Source organism: Shinella sp. M31 (genome assembly GCF_049199205.1).
GTDB lineage: Bacteria > Pseudomonadota > Alphaproteobacteria > Rhizobiales > Rhizobiaceae > Shinella.
In genome coordinates this window covers 1-15,208 of sequence record NZ_JBLZPH010000173.1, presented here as the reverse complement: position 1 = coordinate 15,208, position 15,208 = coordinate 1, and the positions used below count along the sequence as shown (strand labels likewise).

Annotated in this window: 13 protein-coding genes and 1 pseudogene; 7 read left to right on the top strand and 7 right to left on the bottom strand. The window is 64.2% G+C overall.

Annotated elements, in window-relative coordinates:
* Window positions 1-358, top strand: a pseudogene (locus ACOZKU_RS27125) (hypothetical protein); the annotation flags it as partial.
* Between the two features lie 162 nt (window positions 359-520).
* Window positions 521-1,717 (top strand): ROK family transcriptional regulator, encoded by a 1,197-nt coding sequence (locus ACOZKU_RS27120; protein ID WP_421581516.1) that lies wholly within the window; start codon window positions 521-523, stop codon window positions 1,715-1,717.
* 8 nt (window positions 1,718-1,725) lie between these two features.
* Here the strand turns inward: ACOZKU_RS27120 and ACOZKU_RS27115 are convergent, their stop codons facing one another.
* The 7 genes from ACOZKU_RS27115 to ACOZKU_RS27085 form a co-directional block, all read right to left on the bottom strand.
* Window positions 1,726-3,747, bottom strand: coding sequence for a beta-N-acetylhexosaminidase (locus ACOZKU_RS27115; RefSeq protein ID WP_421581515.1), 2,022 nt, complete (start codon window positions 3,745-3,747; stop codon window positions 1,726-1,728).
* A 117-nt stretch (window positions 3,748-3,864) separates the two neighbouring features.
* Window positions 3,865-4,338, bottom strand: coding sequence for a GNAT family N-acetyltransferase (locus tag ACOZKU_RS27110; RefSeq protein ID WP_421581514.1), 474 nt, complete (start codon window positions 4,336-4,338; stop codon window positions 3,865-3,867).
* Window positions 4,339-4,349: 11 nt separating this feature from the next.
* The gene (locus tag ACOZKU_RS27105) at window positions 4,350-5,282 is read right to left on the bottom strand and encodes an ABC transporter ATP-binding protein (protein ID WP_421581513.1); all 933 of its coding nucleotides are present in this window, start codon (window positions 5,280-5,282) and stop codon (window positions 4,350-4,352) included.
* Window positions 5,279-6,094, bottom strand: a complete 816-nt coding sequence (locus ACOZKU_RS27100) for an ABC transporter ATP-binding protein (RefSeq protein ID WP_421581512.1) — start codon at window positions 6,092-6,094, stop codon at window positions 5,279-5,281. Before ACOZKU_RS27100 ends, ACOZKU_RS27105 begins: the two co-directional genes overlap by 4 nt.
* On the bottom strand, window positions 6,091-6,993 hold the full coding sequence (locus ACOZKU_RS27095; protein ID WP_421581511.1) for an ABC transporter permease: 903 nt from the start codon (window positions 6,991-6,993) through the stop codon (window positions 6,091-6,093). The genes ACOZKU_RS27100 and ACOZKU_RS27095 overlap by 4 nt, the downstream gene beginning before the upstream one ends.
* On the bottom strand, window positions 6,990-7,973 hold the full coding sequence (locus tag ACOZKU_RS27090) for an ABC transporter permease (protein WP_314088838.1): 984 nt from the start codon (window positions 7,971-7,973) through the stop codon (window positions 6,990-6,992). Before ACOZKU_RS27090 ends, ACOZKU_RS27095 begins: the two co-directional genes overlap by 4 nt.
* 14 nt (window positions 7,974-7,987) lie before the next feature.
* Window positions 7,988-9,622 carry an ABC transporter substrate-binding protein gene (locus ACOZKU_RS27085; RefSeq protein ID WP_421581517.1) on the bottom strand — a complete coding sequence of 545 codons (1,635 nt, stop codon included), beginning with the start codon at window positions 9,620-9,622 and terminating at the stop codon, window positions 7,988-7,990.
* Window positions 9,623-10,000: 378 nt separating this feature from the next.
* On the opposite strand from ACOZKU_RS27085, the gene ACOZKU_RS27080 reads away from it, so the two are divergent.
* The 5 genes from ACOZKU_RS27080 to ACOZKU_RS27060 all read left to right on the top strand — a co-directional run.
* Window positions 10,001-11,215, top strand: coding sequence for an ROK family transcriptional regulator (locus tag ACOZKU_RS27080; protein ID WP_421581510.1), 1,215 nt, complete (start codon window positions 10,001-10,003; stop codon window positions 11,213-11,215).
* A gap of 160 nt (window positions 11,216-11,375) precedes the next feature.
* Window positions 11,376-12,071, top strand: coding sequence for a helix-turn-helix transcriptional regulator (locus ACOZKU_RS27075; protein WP_421581509.1), 696 nt, complete (start codon window positions 11,376-11,378; stop codon window positions 12,069-12,071).
* A gap of 66 nt (window positions 12,072-12,137) precedes the next feature.
* Window positions 12,138-12,506 carry a VOC family protein gene (locus tag ACOZKU_RS27070; protein WP_421581508.1) on the top strand — a complete coding sequence of 123 codons (369 nt, stop codon included), beginning with the start codon at window positions 12,138-12,140 and terminating at the stop codon, window positions 12,504-12,506.
* A gap of 301 nt (window positions 12,507-12,807) precedes the next feature.
* Window positions 12,808-13,839, top strand: a complete 1,032-nt coding sequence (locus ACOZKU_RS27065) for an extracellular solute-binding protein (RefSeq protein ID WP_421581507.1) — start codon at window positions 12,808-12,810, stop codon at window positions 13,837-13,839.
* Window positions 13,840-13,877: 38 nt separating this feature from the next.
* Window positions 13,878-15,208 (top strand): amidase (locus tag ACOZKU_RS27060; RefSeq protein WP_421581506.1); only part of this gene is annotated, 1,331 nt, incomplete at its 3' end.

Genomic DNA, 15,208 nt, shown 5'->3' with positions numbered 1-15,208 from the left:
GTATTCCTACCGCGTGGCGCTGCTGGTCTTTGCCGATGCGGCGCTCGCCTTCGGCCTCTTCCTGATGATCCGCGCCAATCTCGTGCTGATGCCGATCGACATGTTCGTCAACACGATCTTCAAGCGCACTGGCTGGAAGTGGGGCAACATCAAGACGGGCTTCGACTGCACGCTGCTCGTGACCTCGGCGCTGATCGGCCTCGGTTTCCTCGGCGAAATCCAGTTCATCCGCGAGGGCACGATCATCAATGCCATCCTCATCGGCCAGTACATCAGGCTCTATTTCTTCCTCTACAAGAAGATGAGCGCCGGGAAGAGCACGGCTGAGACCGGTGCGCTCGAACCGGCATCGAAGTAACGGCAGAGCCTTCGGAATTCCAAGGCAGGGCACCCGAACGGGTGCCCTGCCGCCTTTTGCGGGATAAAAGGCCAATTCGCTGGCCATACGGCCAATTCCCGCTTATGCCGGATGGTTGAAAGCGCTTGCGGGCGTGTATGCATCCGGTGAAACTATCCCATCATGAAAGCCATTTCCGGCACCAATCTCGAACAGGCGAAAGCGCACAACCGGCGGGTCGTGATCGAGGCGATCCGCACCAACGGCCCCTTGTCGCGCGCCGCGATCGCCCGCCTGACGGCGCTGACGGCGCAGACCGTGTCGAACATCGTCGAGGAGCTGGAAGGGTCGGAACTCCTGAAGGCCGACAGTCCGCAGAAGCTGGCACGCGGCCAGCCCTTCACGCCCTATTCGATCAATCCCGACGGCGCCTATTCGATCGGCCTGGAACTGGAACGCGACCATGCGGCGGGCGTACTGACCGATCTCTCGGGCACGATCCGTGCCCGCATCGTCAGGCCCATCGATCCGCCGACGCCGGAACAGGCAATCCCGATCCTCGCCGCAATCAGTGCGGAATTGCAGACGGCCTTCGCTTTCGACCGCAACCGCCTGCTCGGTGCCGGCATCGCCATGCCCGGCCGCTATGCGGCGGAGGGCGTGACCTCGCTGACGCCGATCGCCCTGCCGGGCTGGCAGCATTTCGAGGTGGGGCCGGCGCTGGAACGGCTCGTCGGCGTGCCGGTTCTGGTGGAGAACGATGCGACGGCGGCGGCGATCGGCGAAAGGCTTTATGGCGTGGCGCGGGGCCTCAGCAGCTTCGTCTATCTCTTCCTCGGCGGCGGCATTGGCGCGGGCATGTTCCTCGATGGGCATCTCTATCGCGGCAGCCGGGCCAATGCCGGCGAGATCGGCCATATCGTCGTCGAGCCCGATGGTCTGCCCTGCATTTGCGGCAAGCGCGGATGCCTCGACCGCTATGTCTCGCTCGGCGCGGCCTATGAGCACCTGGAGATATCAGATCCGGGCGCCTATACGGCGGATGAACTGGATGCGATGGTGGAGCGAGCGGGACCGGCGCTCGACGGCTGGCTCGACGCGGCGGCCGAACCGATGCGCCGGACCATCGATTTCCTGGAACTGGCCTTCGATCCCCAGACCATCGTGCTCGGCGGGCCGATGCCTGCGGGGCTGCTGGCGCGGCTCGCCGCACGCATGGAACCGCTCTATCCGCCCGTCGATCCTATGGAGGAACGGCGCATTCCCCGCATCATGATCGCGGCGACCGGCAAGGATACGTCCATTCTGGGCGCCGCCGCCTTGCCGGTCTTTTCTGAGACCAATCCGCAATTCGCGGTGTTGCAGAAGCCCGTCGCGTAAGTTCCGACTTACACGATCGGGAGGCCGTAGAGCACCGGCATCAGGCCGGCGGCGGCTTTAAATCGTTCCCAGGATTTGCGCTCCGGCGTCGTCCAGCCGGTTTCGGCGATGGCCGAAAGGCGCGGGAAGACGAGACGGTCGAAGACGGCGCGGTCCTTCATCGGCTCCGACCAGATGCAGGCCTGCACGCCGCGGAGGTTCGCTTTCTGCGCGGCGTTCCAGCCGGCGACAGGATCGAACTGGTAGGTCATTTCCGGCGCCGACCAGCCGGCCCAGCTGGCGCCCGGCTCGTCCCAGTCGGGGCTGTTGGCCATGTCGAGATAATAGGCCTGGCCGGGGCAGACGACCATGGAATAGCCCTCGCCGGCAAGGGCCGCCGAGACCTCCATGTCGCGCCAGCCGCAGAGATAGGTTGCGGCCTTGTCGATGACATTGCCGTGGGCGGCTTCTTCCCAGCCACCGGTGACGCAGCCTTGCGAGGCGAGGAAGGTCTGGATCCGCTTGAGGAAGATCGCCTGCAGGACGGCGGCACCCGAACCGTCGATGGCGTCTGCGCCATGCGTGTTGGTGATGACGTTCAGCCTTCGCGCATGGGCCTCGGCCATCGCCGCGCCGCTGATGTCGCTCAGTTTCGCCAGCGCCTCCGGAGAACCCGACCAGGCGCCGATCGGCACCTCGTCGGCGCCGACATGGATCGTCTTGAAGGGGAAGAGCTCGATCAGTTCCTTGAAGATCGTCTCCAGCACGTCATAGGTCTTCTCGCGCGCCGGGTTGAGGCAATTGTCCGGGAAACCCTGGACGGAATAGTAGCTGCCCTGTTCCTCCGGGTCGCGCAGCTCCGGAATGGCGAGCTGCATGGCGAAGCAATGGCCGGGCACGTCGATCTCCGGCACGATCTGGATGCCGATGGTGCGCGCATAGGCGACGATGCTGCGGATCGTGGCCTTCGTATAGAAACCGCCGGTCTTTTCCGGCCCGGTGCCGAGCAGCGGCGGGACGGGGAGGCCATGGCCGCGCCAGGCGCCGATCTCGGTCAGGGCCGGATAGGCGTCGATTTCGACACGCCAGGATTCGTCGTCAGAGAGGTGCCAATGGAAACGGTTGAGCTTGCTCCAGGCGAGGATGGCCAGGAGCTTGCGGATTTCCGCTTCGCCGTAGAACTGACGCGCGACATCGAGATGCAGGCCGCGCCAGTCCATGGAGGGGGCGTCGGTGATCGTTCCCGCAGCGGGGAAGCTGTAGGCATCGGGGAAATGCCGCGCGCCGCGCCAGATCTGGCCGAGCGTGATGAGGCCATAGAGCAGGCCGGTGCGGCCGGAGGCGGCAACCGAAACGGAGCCGGCGGCAAAGGCGATCTCATAGGCTTCCGCGGCCAATCCTTCCTTCAGATGCAGCTGCACGGGAAGCCCGCCTTCCGACGCGGAGCGGACGATGCCCTCCACGGCAAACAGGTCTTCCGTGAGCCTCGTGAACGCCTCCGCGGCGGCGGTTGCCTCGGTGTCATCGGCGACCAGCGTGAAGCCGGCGGGTGTGGCGCGCCGGCCGGAAACGGCGACCTCCTTAGGCCAAGGGATCACCGAGATGGGGACCGGCGGGCTCGTGGGAACGGGGAAGGCCGCGACGCCGCGCTTCGGCGGCGCATTGCCGCCGGCCTTGAGCGTCGGCCCGGTGCCTATGGCAAGCGTGCCGCCGTCGGCCAGCACGAGATAGGCGCCGCGCGCGCCGTCCGTCCAGTGCTTGAAGGCCCAGCTGAGGCCGTGCACGGCGACGGTCCATGTGGCCTCCGGCTCCAGCACGAAACCCTCCGGCGGCAGCAGCTCGGTGAAGTTGGAAAGCCGCGTGCCGAGTGAGCCGCCATCGATGCTTGCGGCCGGATCGACCCGGCCCGGCCCGCTGACGCAGAGGCGGAAGCCGGCAAGCGAGGATTTCGAATAGTTGGTGAGCTTGAGGATATAGGCGAGCGGCCGGTCGTCGGTAGCGGGCGCCCAGGAGGTTTCGAGGGCGAGCGGGGAGCGGGCGAATATCGACATGACAGTCTCTGGGGTCTGGAGCATTTCCAGCTGAAGCGATCTCGCTTCGGCGTCGGACAATGCGGTTAAAACAAAATCCCAGAGCATTTCCGGTGGACCAGAAATGCTCTGGGAGGATCAGGTAACGTCGAGCAATCCGGCATAGACGCCGGGGGCGGAATTGGGGATCGGCATGGCGCCGACCGTCTTTTCGTAGAAGGCCGAGGGGCCGACATCGCCGATGATGGCATAGCCGTAGCCCATGTTTTTCAAGTCGAAGAGAGAGGCGAGCAGCAGGGCATGGCCTATGCCAAGCCCGCGCACCGCCTCGTCGACGCCGGTCGGGCCGAAGAAGCCGCGCGCGATCGATTCATGGCAGGCGAAGCCGACGAGTTTTTGCGCGCGTGTCGCGATGAAGCAGGTCGGCGGCTGGCGCGACAGCGAAACGGCCGTCTCGCTCGCCCAGCCCTTGCCGAATTTTTCCGCGACCCATTCGGTCACCAGCCGCGCTTCCGGAGCCAGCGGCCGGCGGATGGTGACGCCGGCCTCCGCCATCTTGGCGTCGAGAGCCGGCTTCGGGCTGAGGAGCGAGAGATTGACGAGATAGTCCAAGCTGAAATCCTCTAACTCTGTGCCGCGAGCGCGCGCACGAAATGGTTCTTTCCGACCTGCTCGACCACGGTCGAGGTCGGGCGCGAGAGCGCGCGGACCTTTTCCGCCTGTTCCAGAAACCTTGCGCTCTCGCCGATGATAAAGGGTCTGGCACCGTCAGGCACGGCCGAAAGCAGGAGCTGCGTATAGGGATGGCGCGCATCGGCGATGACGGCCTCCGTCTCGCCCCACTCGACCATCTGGCCCGCGAACATCACCACGATCTCTTCCGCCACATGGGCGGCGGTGGCGATGTCGTGGGTGATGTAGAGCAAGGCGAGACTGCGCTCGTGCTTGATGCGGGCGAGCAGTTCCAGGATGCCCAGACGAATCGAGACGTCGAGCATCGAGGTCGGCTCGTCGGCCACGAGCACGCCGGGCTGGACGGCGAGCGCGCGGGCGATATTGACGCGCTGGCGCTGGCCGCCTGAAAGCTCGTGCGGATATTTCCGCCGCGTCACCGTCGGGTCGAGCCCGACATCGGCAAGCAGGGTGGAAACTGCGTCCGCGACCTCAGCCGTGCCCTCGGCATGGCGGTGTAGAAGCACCGGACGCGAAAGGTGATGGTCGATGGAAAAGACCGGATTGAGCGAGGAGAACGGGTCCTGAAAGACCATCTGCACCTCGCGGCGATAGGCTTTCTCCTCGTCGAGCGTGCCGGTTGCCGTGACGTCGCGGCCACGGAAGGAAAGACGACCCGATGTCGGCTGGTCCATACGCGCGATGATGCGGGCACAGGTCGTCTTGCCGCAACCGGATTCGCCGACCAATGCCAAGGCGCGGCCCGGCGTCAGCGACAGCGAAATGCCGCGCAGCGCCTGCACCGCGCCGAAGCTGCGCTGGATGTTGTCGAGGCGGATGATCGGCTCCGCCGTCGGGAGAGAAAGGCTGGGAGCAAGGTTCATGCCGCGCCTCCTGCCAGTTCCCGGCGGCCGGGCAGCTGCGGAATGGCGTTCCAGAGCTTGCGGGTATAGTCGTGAACCGGCGCATGGCTCACCTGCCTGACATCGCCGACCTCGACCAGCTCGCCCTTGAGCATGACGCCGATGCGGTGGCAGAGCTGCGCCATCAGATGCAGGTCATGGGTGATGAACAGCACGGAGAAACCATGGCTGCGCTGGAGGTCGATGACCTGTTCGAGGATTTCGCGCTGCACCACCACGTCGAGCGCCGTCGTCGGCTCGTCCATGATGATCAGTTCCGGCCTCAGCGCCAAGCAAATGGCGATGACGATGCGCTGGCGCATGCCGCCGGAGAATTGGTGCGGATAATCCGTGAGCCGGCTCGCCGGTATGCCGACCAGCTTGAACATGGCTTCCGCCCGCTCACGCGATTGCGCCCGCGTCGCGCCGGTGTGCCGGTGCAGCACGTCGTGAAATTGCGCTTCGACGCGCATCAGCGGATTCAGCGAGTTCATGGCGCTCTGGAACACCATGCCGACCCGCCGCCAGCGCACCTTCTGCATCTCGCCTTCCGGCAGTTTCAGAAGGTCGCGGCCGTCGAGCAGGATCTCGCCCCCGGTCACCCAGGCGGGCGATTTGGCAAGACGGGTGATGGCAAAGGCGATGGTGCTCTTGCCGCAACCCGATTCCCCGGCAAGCCCGAAGATCTCGCCGCGGCCGATATCAAAGGAGACGTTCTTCACGGCGCGGAAGGCGCCCTTGTCGAGGAGGTAATCGACCTCGAGATTGCGGATTTGCAGCAACGGGTCACTCATCGTGCGCCTTCAAGGCTTCGATTGCGCTGGCGGTTGAGGCGCAGCCAGCGGGTCAGCGCCGGGCCGGAGCGCAGCTGCGGGTTGGCGATCTCGTCGAAGGTGAAGTTGACGAGCGCAAGACCGAGCCCGATCAGCGCGATGCCGGCGGCGGGTGCGCCGATATCCCACCAGGCGCCGAGGATGATCGCCGAGGAATTCTGTGCATTGTAGAGCATCGTGCCCCAGGTCACCTGCAAAGGATCGCCGAAGCCGAGATATTCGAGCGTCGTCTGGGCGACGACCGCATAGATGATGCTGCCGACGAGATTGATGCCGATCAGCGGCAGGAGATTGGGCAGCAACTCGACGAAGAGCACGCGCCAGGCCGGCTCGCCGATCATGCGTGCGGCGGTGACGAAATCGCGGTTGCGCAACGCCATGGTCTGTGAGCGCGTCATGCGTGCGCCCCAGGGCCAGGAGGTCAGCGCGATGATCGCCATGATGGCGAGCGGCCCGACCGTGCCGGCAAAGGAAGCGAGCAGGATCAGGAGCGGTATGTTGGGAATGACGAGCACCGCATTGGTGGCGAGGTCGAGAGCTGCATCGGTACGCCCGCCGGCATAACCGGCGATCAGGCCGATGGCCGTGCCGATGACGGTGATGGCGATGCCCGTGGCGAAGCCGACGGCAAGCGAGGTGCGCGAACCCCAGACGAACTGGGTATAGACGTCGCGGCCCATCTTCGTCGTGCCGAAGACATGCTCGACGGTCGGCGGCTGGTGCGAGCGGCCGACGCGGGCGCTCGGCGAACCGGGCGCGATGACGGGTGCGAACAGCGCCATCAGGCACAGCGCCACGATGATGATCAGGCCGGCGACGGCCTTCTTCTGCTGGAGGAGGATTTTGAGGCCGGACATCATGCGGAACCGTCCCTCAGTCTCGGGTCTATGACGCCGTAGATGATATCGACGAGAAGATTGGCGCCGAGCGTGGCAAGCGTCATCAAAAGCAACTGCCCCTGGATGACGGGATAGTCGCGCGCCACGCTGGCGGTGAAGAGGGTGAGGCCGAGGCCCGGATAATTGAAGACGATCTCGGTGACGATGGAGCCGCCGAAGACCGCGCCGAGCATCAAGGCGAGGTTGGTCAGCACCGGCAGCATGGCGTTGCGCGCGCCGTAGCCGAGCATCACGGTTGCCGCCGTCAGCCCCTTGGCGCGGCCCATCGTGACATAGTCCTCGCCGAGCACCGAGATCATCGAGGAGCGCATGGTCGTCTGGAACTCGCCGATGAGATAAGGCGAGAGCGTCAGCACGGGCAGGATGGCGTGGTAAAAGACGCTGCCGGCGAAGGTGAAGTTGATGCCGGGGTCGAGGTTTGGATCATAGGCATAACCGACCGGGAACCAGCGCAGCGACACGCCGAAGACGAAGAGTGCCGAAAGCGCGATGATGACGGGCGGCACGGCGATCATGACCACCGAAAACGGCGAGACGACCGTGTCGAACCGTCCGCCGCGCCGCCAGGCGGCGATGGCGCCGAGGAGGGTGCCGACGACGAGTGAGAAGGTGATCGCCGTCACGACGAGGAACAGCGTCCAGAGCGTCGAGCGGGCGAGCACCTCCGTCACAGTTTGCGGGTAGTATTTGACGGAGACGCCGAGATCGAGCGTCGCCAACCCCTTGATATAGTCGAGGAACTGAGCGGTGATCGGCGCCTCGACGGCGCCGAACCTGGCCTTGATCGCCTCGATGGCGGCGGGCGTCGCGCGCGGACCGAGCTGGGCGATCATCGCATCGACGGGGGACCCCGGCATGAGCCGGGGGACCGTGAAGTTCATGACGATCGCAAAGCCGAGCGCCACCGCATAGACGCCGAGGCGCCGGGAGGAGATGTACATCCCTTAATCCTGCCTTATTCCACCGGCTTCAGGCGAAGCAGGTGCACGAGGCGCATGCGGTTGTTGTCATGGTTCTCCGGGTTCATGACGGGTTCCTTGTCCGTCACCCAGCCGGTGAAGCGCTTGGTGGAATACTGAAACCAGGTCGGGCCGTTGAAGATCGGCACCATCGGCAGGTCGTCGGCGACGATCACCTGGATGTCGTTGAAGAGCTTCTTGTGCTCCTCATCCGTCGCCACCTTGCGATAGGCATCGAACAGCGCGTCGAGCTTCGGATTGGAGTAACGCGACGGCGCGGTGGCGACGCGGCCGCCGAAGGTCGTCGACATCGACTGGTAATAGCCGCGGAACGGCGTCGAGCCGTCGGGCCGCGACTGGAACGCCACGTCGAAGCTGCCTTCGAGCAATTGCTTCTGCCACTGTTCGTATTCCGGCGTCGCGACCGTGGCGTTGAGGCCGGCGGCGCGCAGGCCCTCGGCGGCGATCTGGGCGGTGTCGATCCAGTCGGTCCAGCCGTTCGGGATGATGATGGTGAAGGCAAGCGGCTTGCCGCTCTTCGTCTTGCGCATGCCGTCGTCGCCCTTGGCGTAACCGGCCTCGTCGAGCAGCTTATTGGCTTTTTCGACGTCGAACGTCATCCATTCGTCTTTGGCGCCCTCCGCGTCCGGGTTGCGCCAGGCCTCGAACCGTGGCGGCAGGCCGCTCGCATGCAGGTTCACCTTGGGGTAGCCGAAGCTTGCGATGTCGACCATGGCGGTACGGTCCATGGCAAGGCTGAAGGCGCGGCGGAAATTCAGGTCATTGAAGGCTTCCTTCTTCGCCTCGTCGCTGCTCTTCAGGTTCATCTGGAAGGCGACGGTTTCGGCCGGCGGCTGCCAGTAGCCGTTATGCTCGGGGTCGAGCGCCACGAAGGTCTTGTCGATTTCCGGCAGGAAGGAGCCGATCCAGTCGAGATTGCCTTCCGGCAAAAGCGCCAGCATCTGGTCGTTTCCGGCGATCTGCGGCAGCTTCAGGCAATCGACGTGCAGCGAGGCGGCATCCCAGTAGTTCGGGTTGCGGCACTGCTCATAGACCTGCGGCGTGAAGCGGCGGATCTCGGTCATCGGGCCGGAACCGACAGGCTTTTCGTTCTTGAAGGCGACCGGATCGGCGACATCCTTCCAGATATGCTCCGGCACGACGGCCAGGTCGGAGAGCGATTCCGGGAACTGGCTGTTGACCCCCTTGAGGTGGATGACCACCTCGGTCGGCGAGGGGGTCTCGACCGAGGCGACGGTCTCGCCGACGCCGACGGTGTCGACGGCCGGGTTCTTCAGCATCAGGTCGATCGTGTATTTGACGTCCGCCGCCGTCAGCGGCTGGCCGTCGGACCATTTCACGTCGGGCCGCATCGTGTAGGTGATCGACGTCATGTCGTCGGAGAACTTGAAGTCGGTGGCGAGGCGGAAGACCGGCTTGCCGCCGTCATCGGGATTGAAGATGACCAGCGGTTCGTAGATGAAATCCATCGTGCTCTGGCGGCGCCCGCCAAGGTCGAACGGGTTGAAATTCTGCACCCAGCTCGTCTGTTCCTCGATGTGCATGGCGAGTATGGCCTCGGCTTGGGCCGCCGTCGCGAAGGCGCCGCCCGCTATCAGCGCGGTGCTCATCGCCGCCGCCGACAAGAGCAGCGCACGCCGCGTCACGGAGAGATAATCCTTTGTATTGATTGGCATTTCATTCCCCTTTTCGCTCTCGTTTTTAAGAGTCAATCAATTTGATTTAATCAAAGGCTGATTTTTCCCGGTCCGTCAATCGGGGTCCGAGAAAAAAGTTGGAGGCGCGCTGGTTGCCGATTTTCGGGCGGCCATCTGCTCGGTCACCGCGATGCAAGGGTGGTGGCGAAAACGGGGTGCCGGGTCCGGTTCCGGCAGGTATCGAGCCATCGCTACCGGATGCCGCTTGATGCCATTTTTTCCGCAGCACCCTTGACGGACATTCGAAACCGTTATTTAGTTCGGTGACTGAACGAATTAAATGAGGCGGATGTGAGCGAGACCCTTCGGATATCCCGGAAATTCTCCCAGCGGGCGGTCATGGAAACGATCGTGCAGGGCGGTCCTATCTCGCGCGCCTCGATCTCCAAGCAGACGGGCCTTTCCAAGCAGACGATCTCGGAAATCGTGCGCCAGCTCGAAATTGAGGGCTGGGTGCGTGAGACCGGACGCACCAGCGGCCATATCGGCCGCACCGCCGTGACCTATGAACTTGTGCCGGATGCCGCCTATATCGCCGCGGTCGATCTCGGCGGCACCAAGGTCCGTGTCGCGATTGCCGATCTCACCTGCCAGGTCTTCGCCGAGGATGTCGCACCGACCGATCCGCGCGGCGGCCAGGCCGTTGTCGATCAGATCGTCGACATGTGTTTTCGCGCCGCCGACCGCCAAGGCATTGCCCGCGAGCGCATCCGGCTTGCCGTGATCGGTGCGCCCGGCGCACCTGACGATAAGACCGGCCGCATCCTGCTCGCGCCGAACATTCCCCATCTCGACACGATGAATGTCGCTGCCGCCTTCGAAAAGGGATTCGGCTTCGATGTCATGCTGGAGAACGACGTCAACCTTGCGGTGCTCGGCGAAAACTGGCTGGGGCAGGGACAAGGCATCGACAATCTGGCTTACATCGCGCTCGGCACGGGTATCGGCGGCGGACTGATGGTCGGCGGCAATCTGGTGCGCGGCGCCAGCCATGCGGCCGGCGAACTCGGCTTCCTGCCCTTCGGCGCCGATCCCTTCGAGCCCGAATCCCTGCATTACGGCGCCTTCGAGCGCGTCGTCGCCTCCGCCGGCATCATCGACCGGTTTCGCGCGGCAAGCGGCAAGTCACTGTCGGTGCCGGCGATCTTCGATCTCGCAACCGAAGGCGACGCCGATGCGCTGAAGGTGCTGGACGACACCGCACGTCTTCTCGCCCGCGGCATCGGCGCCATCGCCGTCATCGCCAACCCCCAGAAGGTCATCCTCGGCGGCTCCATCGGCCTGCGCCCGGAAATGCTGGAACGGGTGAAAATCTTCCTGCCGCAGTGTTTTCCCTATCCGATCGATGTCGAGGCAAGCGAGCTCGGCGCGCGCGCCGCCCTGGTCGGCGCCGCCGCCATCGGGCTTGGCCACCTGCACAACACGCTGTTCGGCGCCGATACGCCCGACAGCCGCATCTCGCTGCCGCCGGCCAGCACGGTCGCTCTCCGGGAGGTCGCGCAATGACGACCGCGTCCCGCAGCGCGCCGCCGCCGCAGATCGGCATCCGCAACACCGTCGAGACGAATAAGAACGAGATCGTCTCGATGATTACGGGCCTGAACTGAGGTTCGTTTGAGGCCTGCTGCCACTTTCTGGCGGCAGGCCTCTTCTATAGACTGGCGCCATGTCCCGTTCCGAGCGCCTTTTCGATCTCCTGCAAGCCCTGCGCCGCCATCGCCGGCCGGTCAGCGGCAAGGCGCTGGCGGAGGAGACGGGCGTGAGCCTGCGCACCCTCTATCGCGATATCGCCAGCCTCCAGGCGCAGGGTGCCGATATAGAGGGCGAGCCGGGTGTCGGCTATGTGCTGAAACCCGGTTTCCTTCTGCCGCCGCTGATGTTTTCCGCCGAGGAGATCGAGGCGCTGGTGCTCGGTACCCGCTGGGTCGCCGACCGGGCGGACAGCCATCTGAGCGGTGCCGCGCGCAATGCGCTGGCAAGGATCGCCGCCGTGCTGCCGGCCGACTTGCGCAACGAACTGGATACATCGCCATTGCTGGTCGGGCCGGGCGCGAAACTGCCCGAAGACAGCGTCGATGTCGCGCTGCTGCGCAAGGCGATCCGCATGGAGCGCAAGCTGGCGGTAACCTATCGCAGCGGTTCCGGCGAAGCCTCGGCCCGTACCATCTGGCCCTTCGCTCTGTCCTTCTTCGATCATGCCCGCGTGGTCATCGGTTGGTGCGAGTTGCGCGAAAGCTTCCGCCATTTCCGCACCGACCGGATCGAAACGGCTGAGGTGCTCGATATCCGTTATCCGAGGCGGCGGCAGGCTATGCTGCGGGCATGGCGCGAGGCCGAGGGCATTCCGCTTCGCGGCGCATGATGCTGCCAGAAACTGACAGTATATGGTGTTAGCTTTCTCCCATCCAACCAAGACAGGAGAGACATCATGTCCAACAGCATTCTTCTCTATGTAAACGACGCGGTCGCCAGTGGCCGTTACTACGAACGTATCCTTGGCCAAAAGCCGGTCGAGGCGAGCCAGACCTTCGTCATCTTCGTCCTGAACTCCGGTCTCGGGCTCGGCCTTTGGGGGCGGGATGGGGTGGAGCCCGCACCGTCCGTTTCGGGCGGCGGGTCGGAAATCGGCTTCAAGGTCGACAGCGCCGCTGAGGTCGATCAATGGCATGCGGAATGGCGCGCCAACGGCGCCACCATCCTGATGCCACCGAGGGAGCTGGATTTCGGCCGCAGCTTCGTCGCCACCGATCCCGACGGGCACCGCCTGCGTGTCTACACCGTCACGGACGCAGCTTGAGCCATGGTGCGCGCCTGAATCGTCGTCGTCCGATTTGCCAAGGAGGTGATTTGCCCGGTGATCGCGATACAGGCGCGCGCTCTTGATAAAAAACTATTTGACTAACTATTCAGTTTGTTTTCTTCTGCCGGCAACGCTTTCCTTAGGAGGAGAAAGTGGAGCCGTTGGTCGGGGAGAGGAGTCCGGACCGCGGCAAGCCATGACGTCGACGGTTGTTCCAGCCGGTGCAGTCCTGCCGCGCCGATGATGACGGCTGCCGTGACGACGGGCCTCCTGAACCGTTCAACAGAGGGAGTATGTCATGCGCCTGCTTTTGACTGCCGCCGTGTCGATCTTCGCGCTTCTGCCGCTGGCAGATGCCGAAGCCGCCGGAGTTTTGAACATCTACAACTGGGGCGAATATACAAATCCGGAGCTCATCACGAAGTTCGAGAAGGCCTATGACGTCAAGGTGACGCTCACCGACTTCGATTCCAACGACACGGCGATCGCCAAGGCCCGGCAGGGCGGCAACGAATTCGATATCGTCGTGCCGTCCTCGACCTTTGTGAAGATCTGGATCGACGAGGGCCTGCTTCTGGAATCGCGCCCCGACCAGATGGAGAATTTCAAGAATATCGATCCGCGCTGGGTGCATGTCGGTTTCGATCCAGGCCGGCGCTACACGGTGCCGTGGCAATGGGGAACGACCGGCGTGATAGTCGATAAATCGGTCTATTCCGGCGATCCCAACACGTCGTCGATCTTTCTCGATCCGCCGCCGGAGCTTGTCGGCAAGATCAATGTGATCCCGGAAATGGGGGATATCCTCTCGCTTGCCATCTACCATGAAGGCGGCGGTGCCTGCACGGCGGACAAGGCGATCCTGCGCAAGGTGCGCGACCGGCTGGCGGCAGCGCGCGACAAGTGGATCGCGCTCGATTATCCCAGCATCGAGAAATACACCGCCGGCGACTATGCAGCGGGCGTCAGCTGGGGCGGTGCGGCGATGCGCGTGCGGCTGAAGAGTGACCGGTTCGTCTATGGTTATCCGAAGGAAGGCTATCCGATCTGGATGGACAATGTCGCGGTGCTCAAGACGGCGCCGAATGTCGAGAATGCCAAGCTGTTCCAGAACTTCATCATGGATCCGGAGAATGCCGCGCTGATCTCCGCCTATGCGCGCTATGCCAATGGTATCAAGGGGTCTGAAAAATTCATGCCTGAGGAGATGCGTAACGCCCCCGAAATCGTCGTTCCCGAGGAATTCCTCGCCAAGGGTATTTTCTCTCCAGCCTGCCCGCAGGAGGTCAACGACCTCTACATGAAGATCTGGACCCAGGTGTTGAAGTGATGCGCCCGGCCGACAAAACCCACACCCCGGAGCCTTCCATGGACGACCTCGACCTGTGTTACCTGAGCGCCCACGAGGCCATCCACCTCTTCAAGAGCCGCAAGCTCTCCCCCGTCGAATTGATGGAGGCGACGATCCGCCGGGCCGAGGCGCTGAAGGGCTCGGTCAACGCGCTCACCTACACGCATTTTGACGAGGCGATGGATCTCGCCCGCAAGGCGGAGGCGAAATATGCCAAGGGCGCGCGCACCGGCGTTCTTGAGGGCCTGCCCGTCGGCATCAAGGACGAAAGCGAGATCAAGGGCAAGCCGACCTCGATCGGGTCGCTGATCCACAAGGACCACATCGCCGAGCGCACCTCGACGATGAATGCCCGCGTCATGGCGGCCGGCGGCATCGTGCATGCGCGCACCGCCACACCGGAATATTGCTGCGCCGGTACCACCTGGTCGCGGCTCTGGGGCGTCACGCGCAATCCTTGGAACCCGGAGTTCACCTGCGGCGGCTCGTCCGGCGGCGCCGGCGCGTCGCTCGCCTCGGGAACCTCGACGCTCGCGACGGGCTCGGATATCGGCGGCTCGATCCGCATTCCGGCGTCGGCCTGCGGCGTCGTCGGCTACAAGCCGCCCTATGGCCGCAACCCCGACGACACGCCGTTCAATCTCGATTTCTTCTGCCATACCGGCCCGATGGCCCGCACGGTCAGGGATGCGATCCTGTTGCAGAACGTCATGTGCGGCCCCAGCCCCGACGATATCGTCTCGCTCCGGCCGAAGCTGCGCCTGCCCACGGAATACAAGCCGGTCAAGGGCTGGAAGATCGCCTTCTCGATGGATCTCGGTATCTTCGAGGTCGATCCCGACGTGCAGAAGAACACGCTGGCCGCGCTTGACGTCTTTCGCTCGCTCGGCGCGACGGTGGAGGAGGTCGATCTCGGCTGGCCGCCGCATATCCTCAAAGCCGGCATGGGCTATCTCGAACACATTTTCGGCGCCTATCTCTCGACGCTGCTCGACGAGCACGGCGACAAGATGACCACCTATGCACGGCAGTTCGCCGGGTTCGGCCGCGCCTCGAAATCCACGGATTTCGTCGCAAGCCTGGAGGTCGTCGGCGAGATGTACAAGACGTTGGGGCCGATCCTTGAGCGCTACGACGTGCTCGTCTGCCCGACCAATGCGCTGCCCGCCGTGCGGGCCGATTTCGACCACTCCACCGAAACCCTCGAGATCAACGGCAAGGTGGTCAATCCCTCGCTCGGCTGGGTCATGACGACGCCGTTCAACATGATGAGCCGCTGCCCCGTGCTGTCGGTGCCGACGGGCCATGCCGGAAACGGCGTGCCGACCGGCCTGCAGATCGTCGGTCG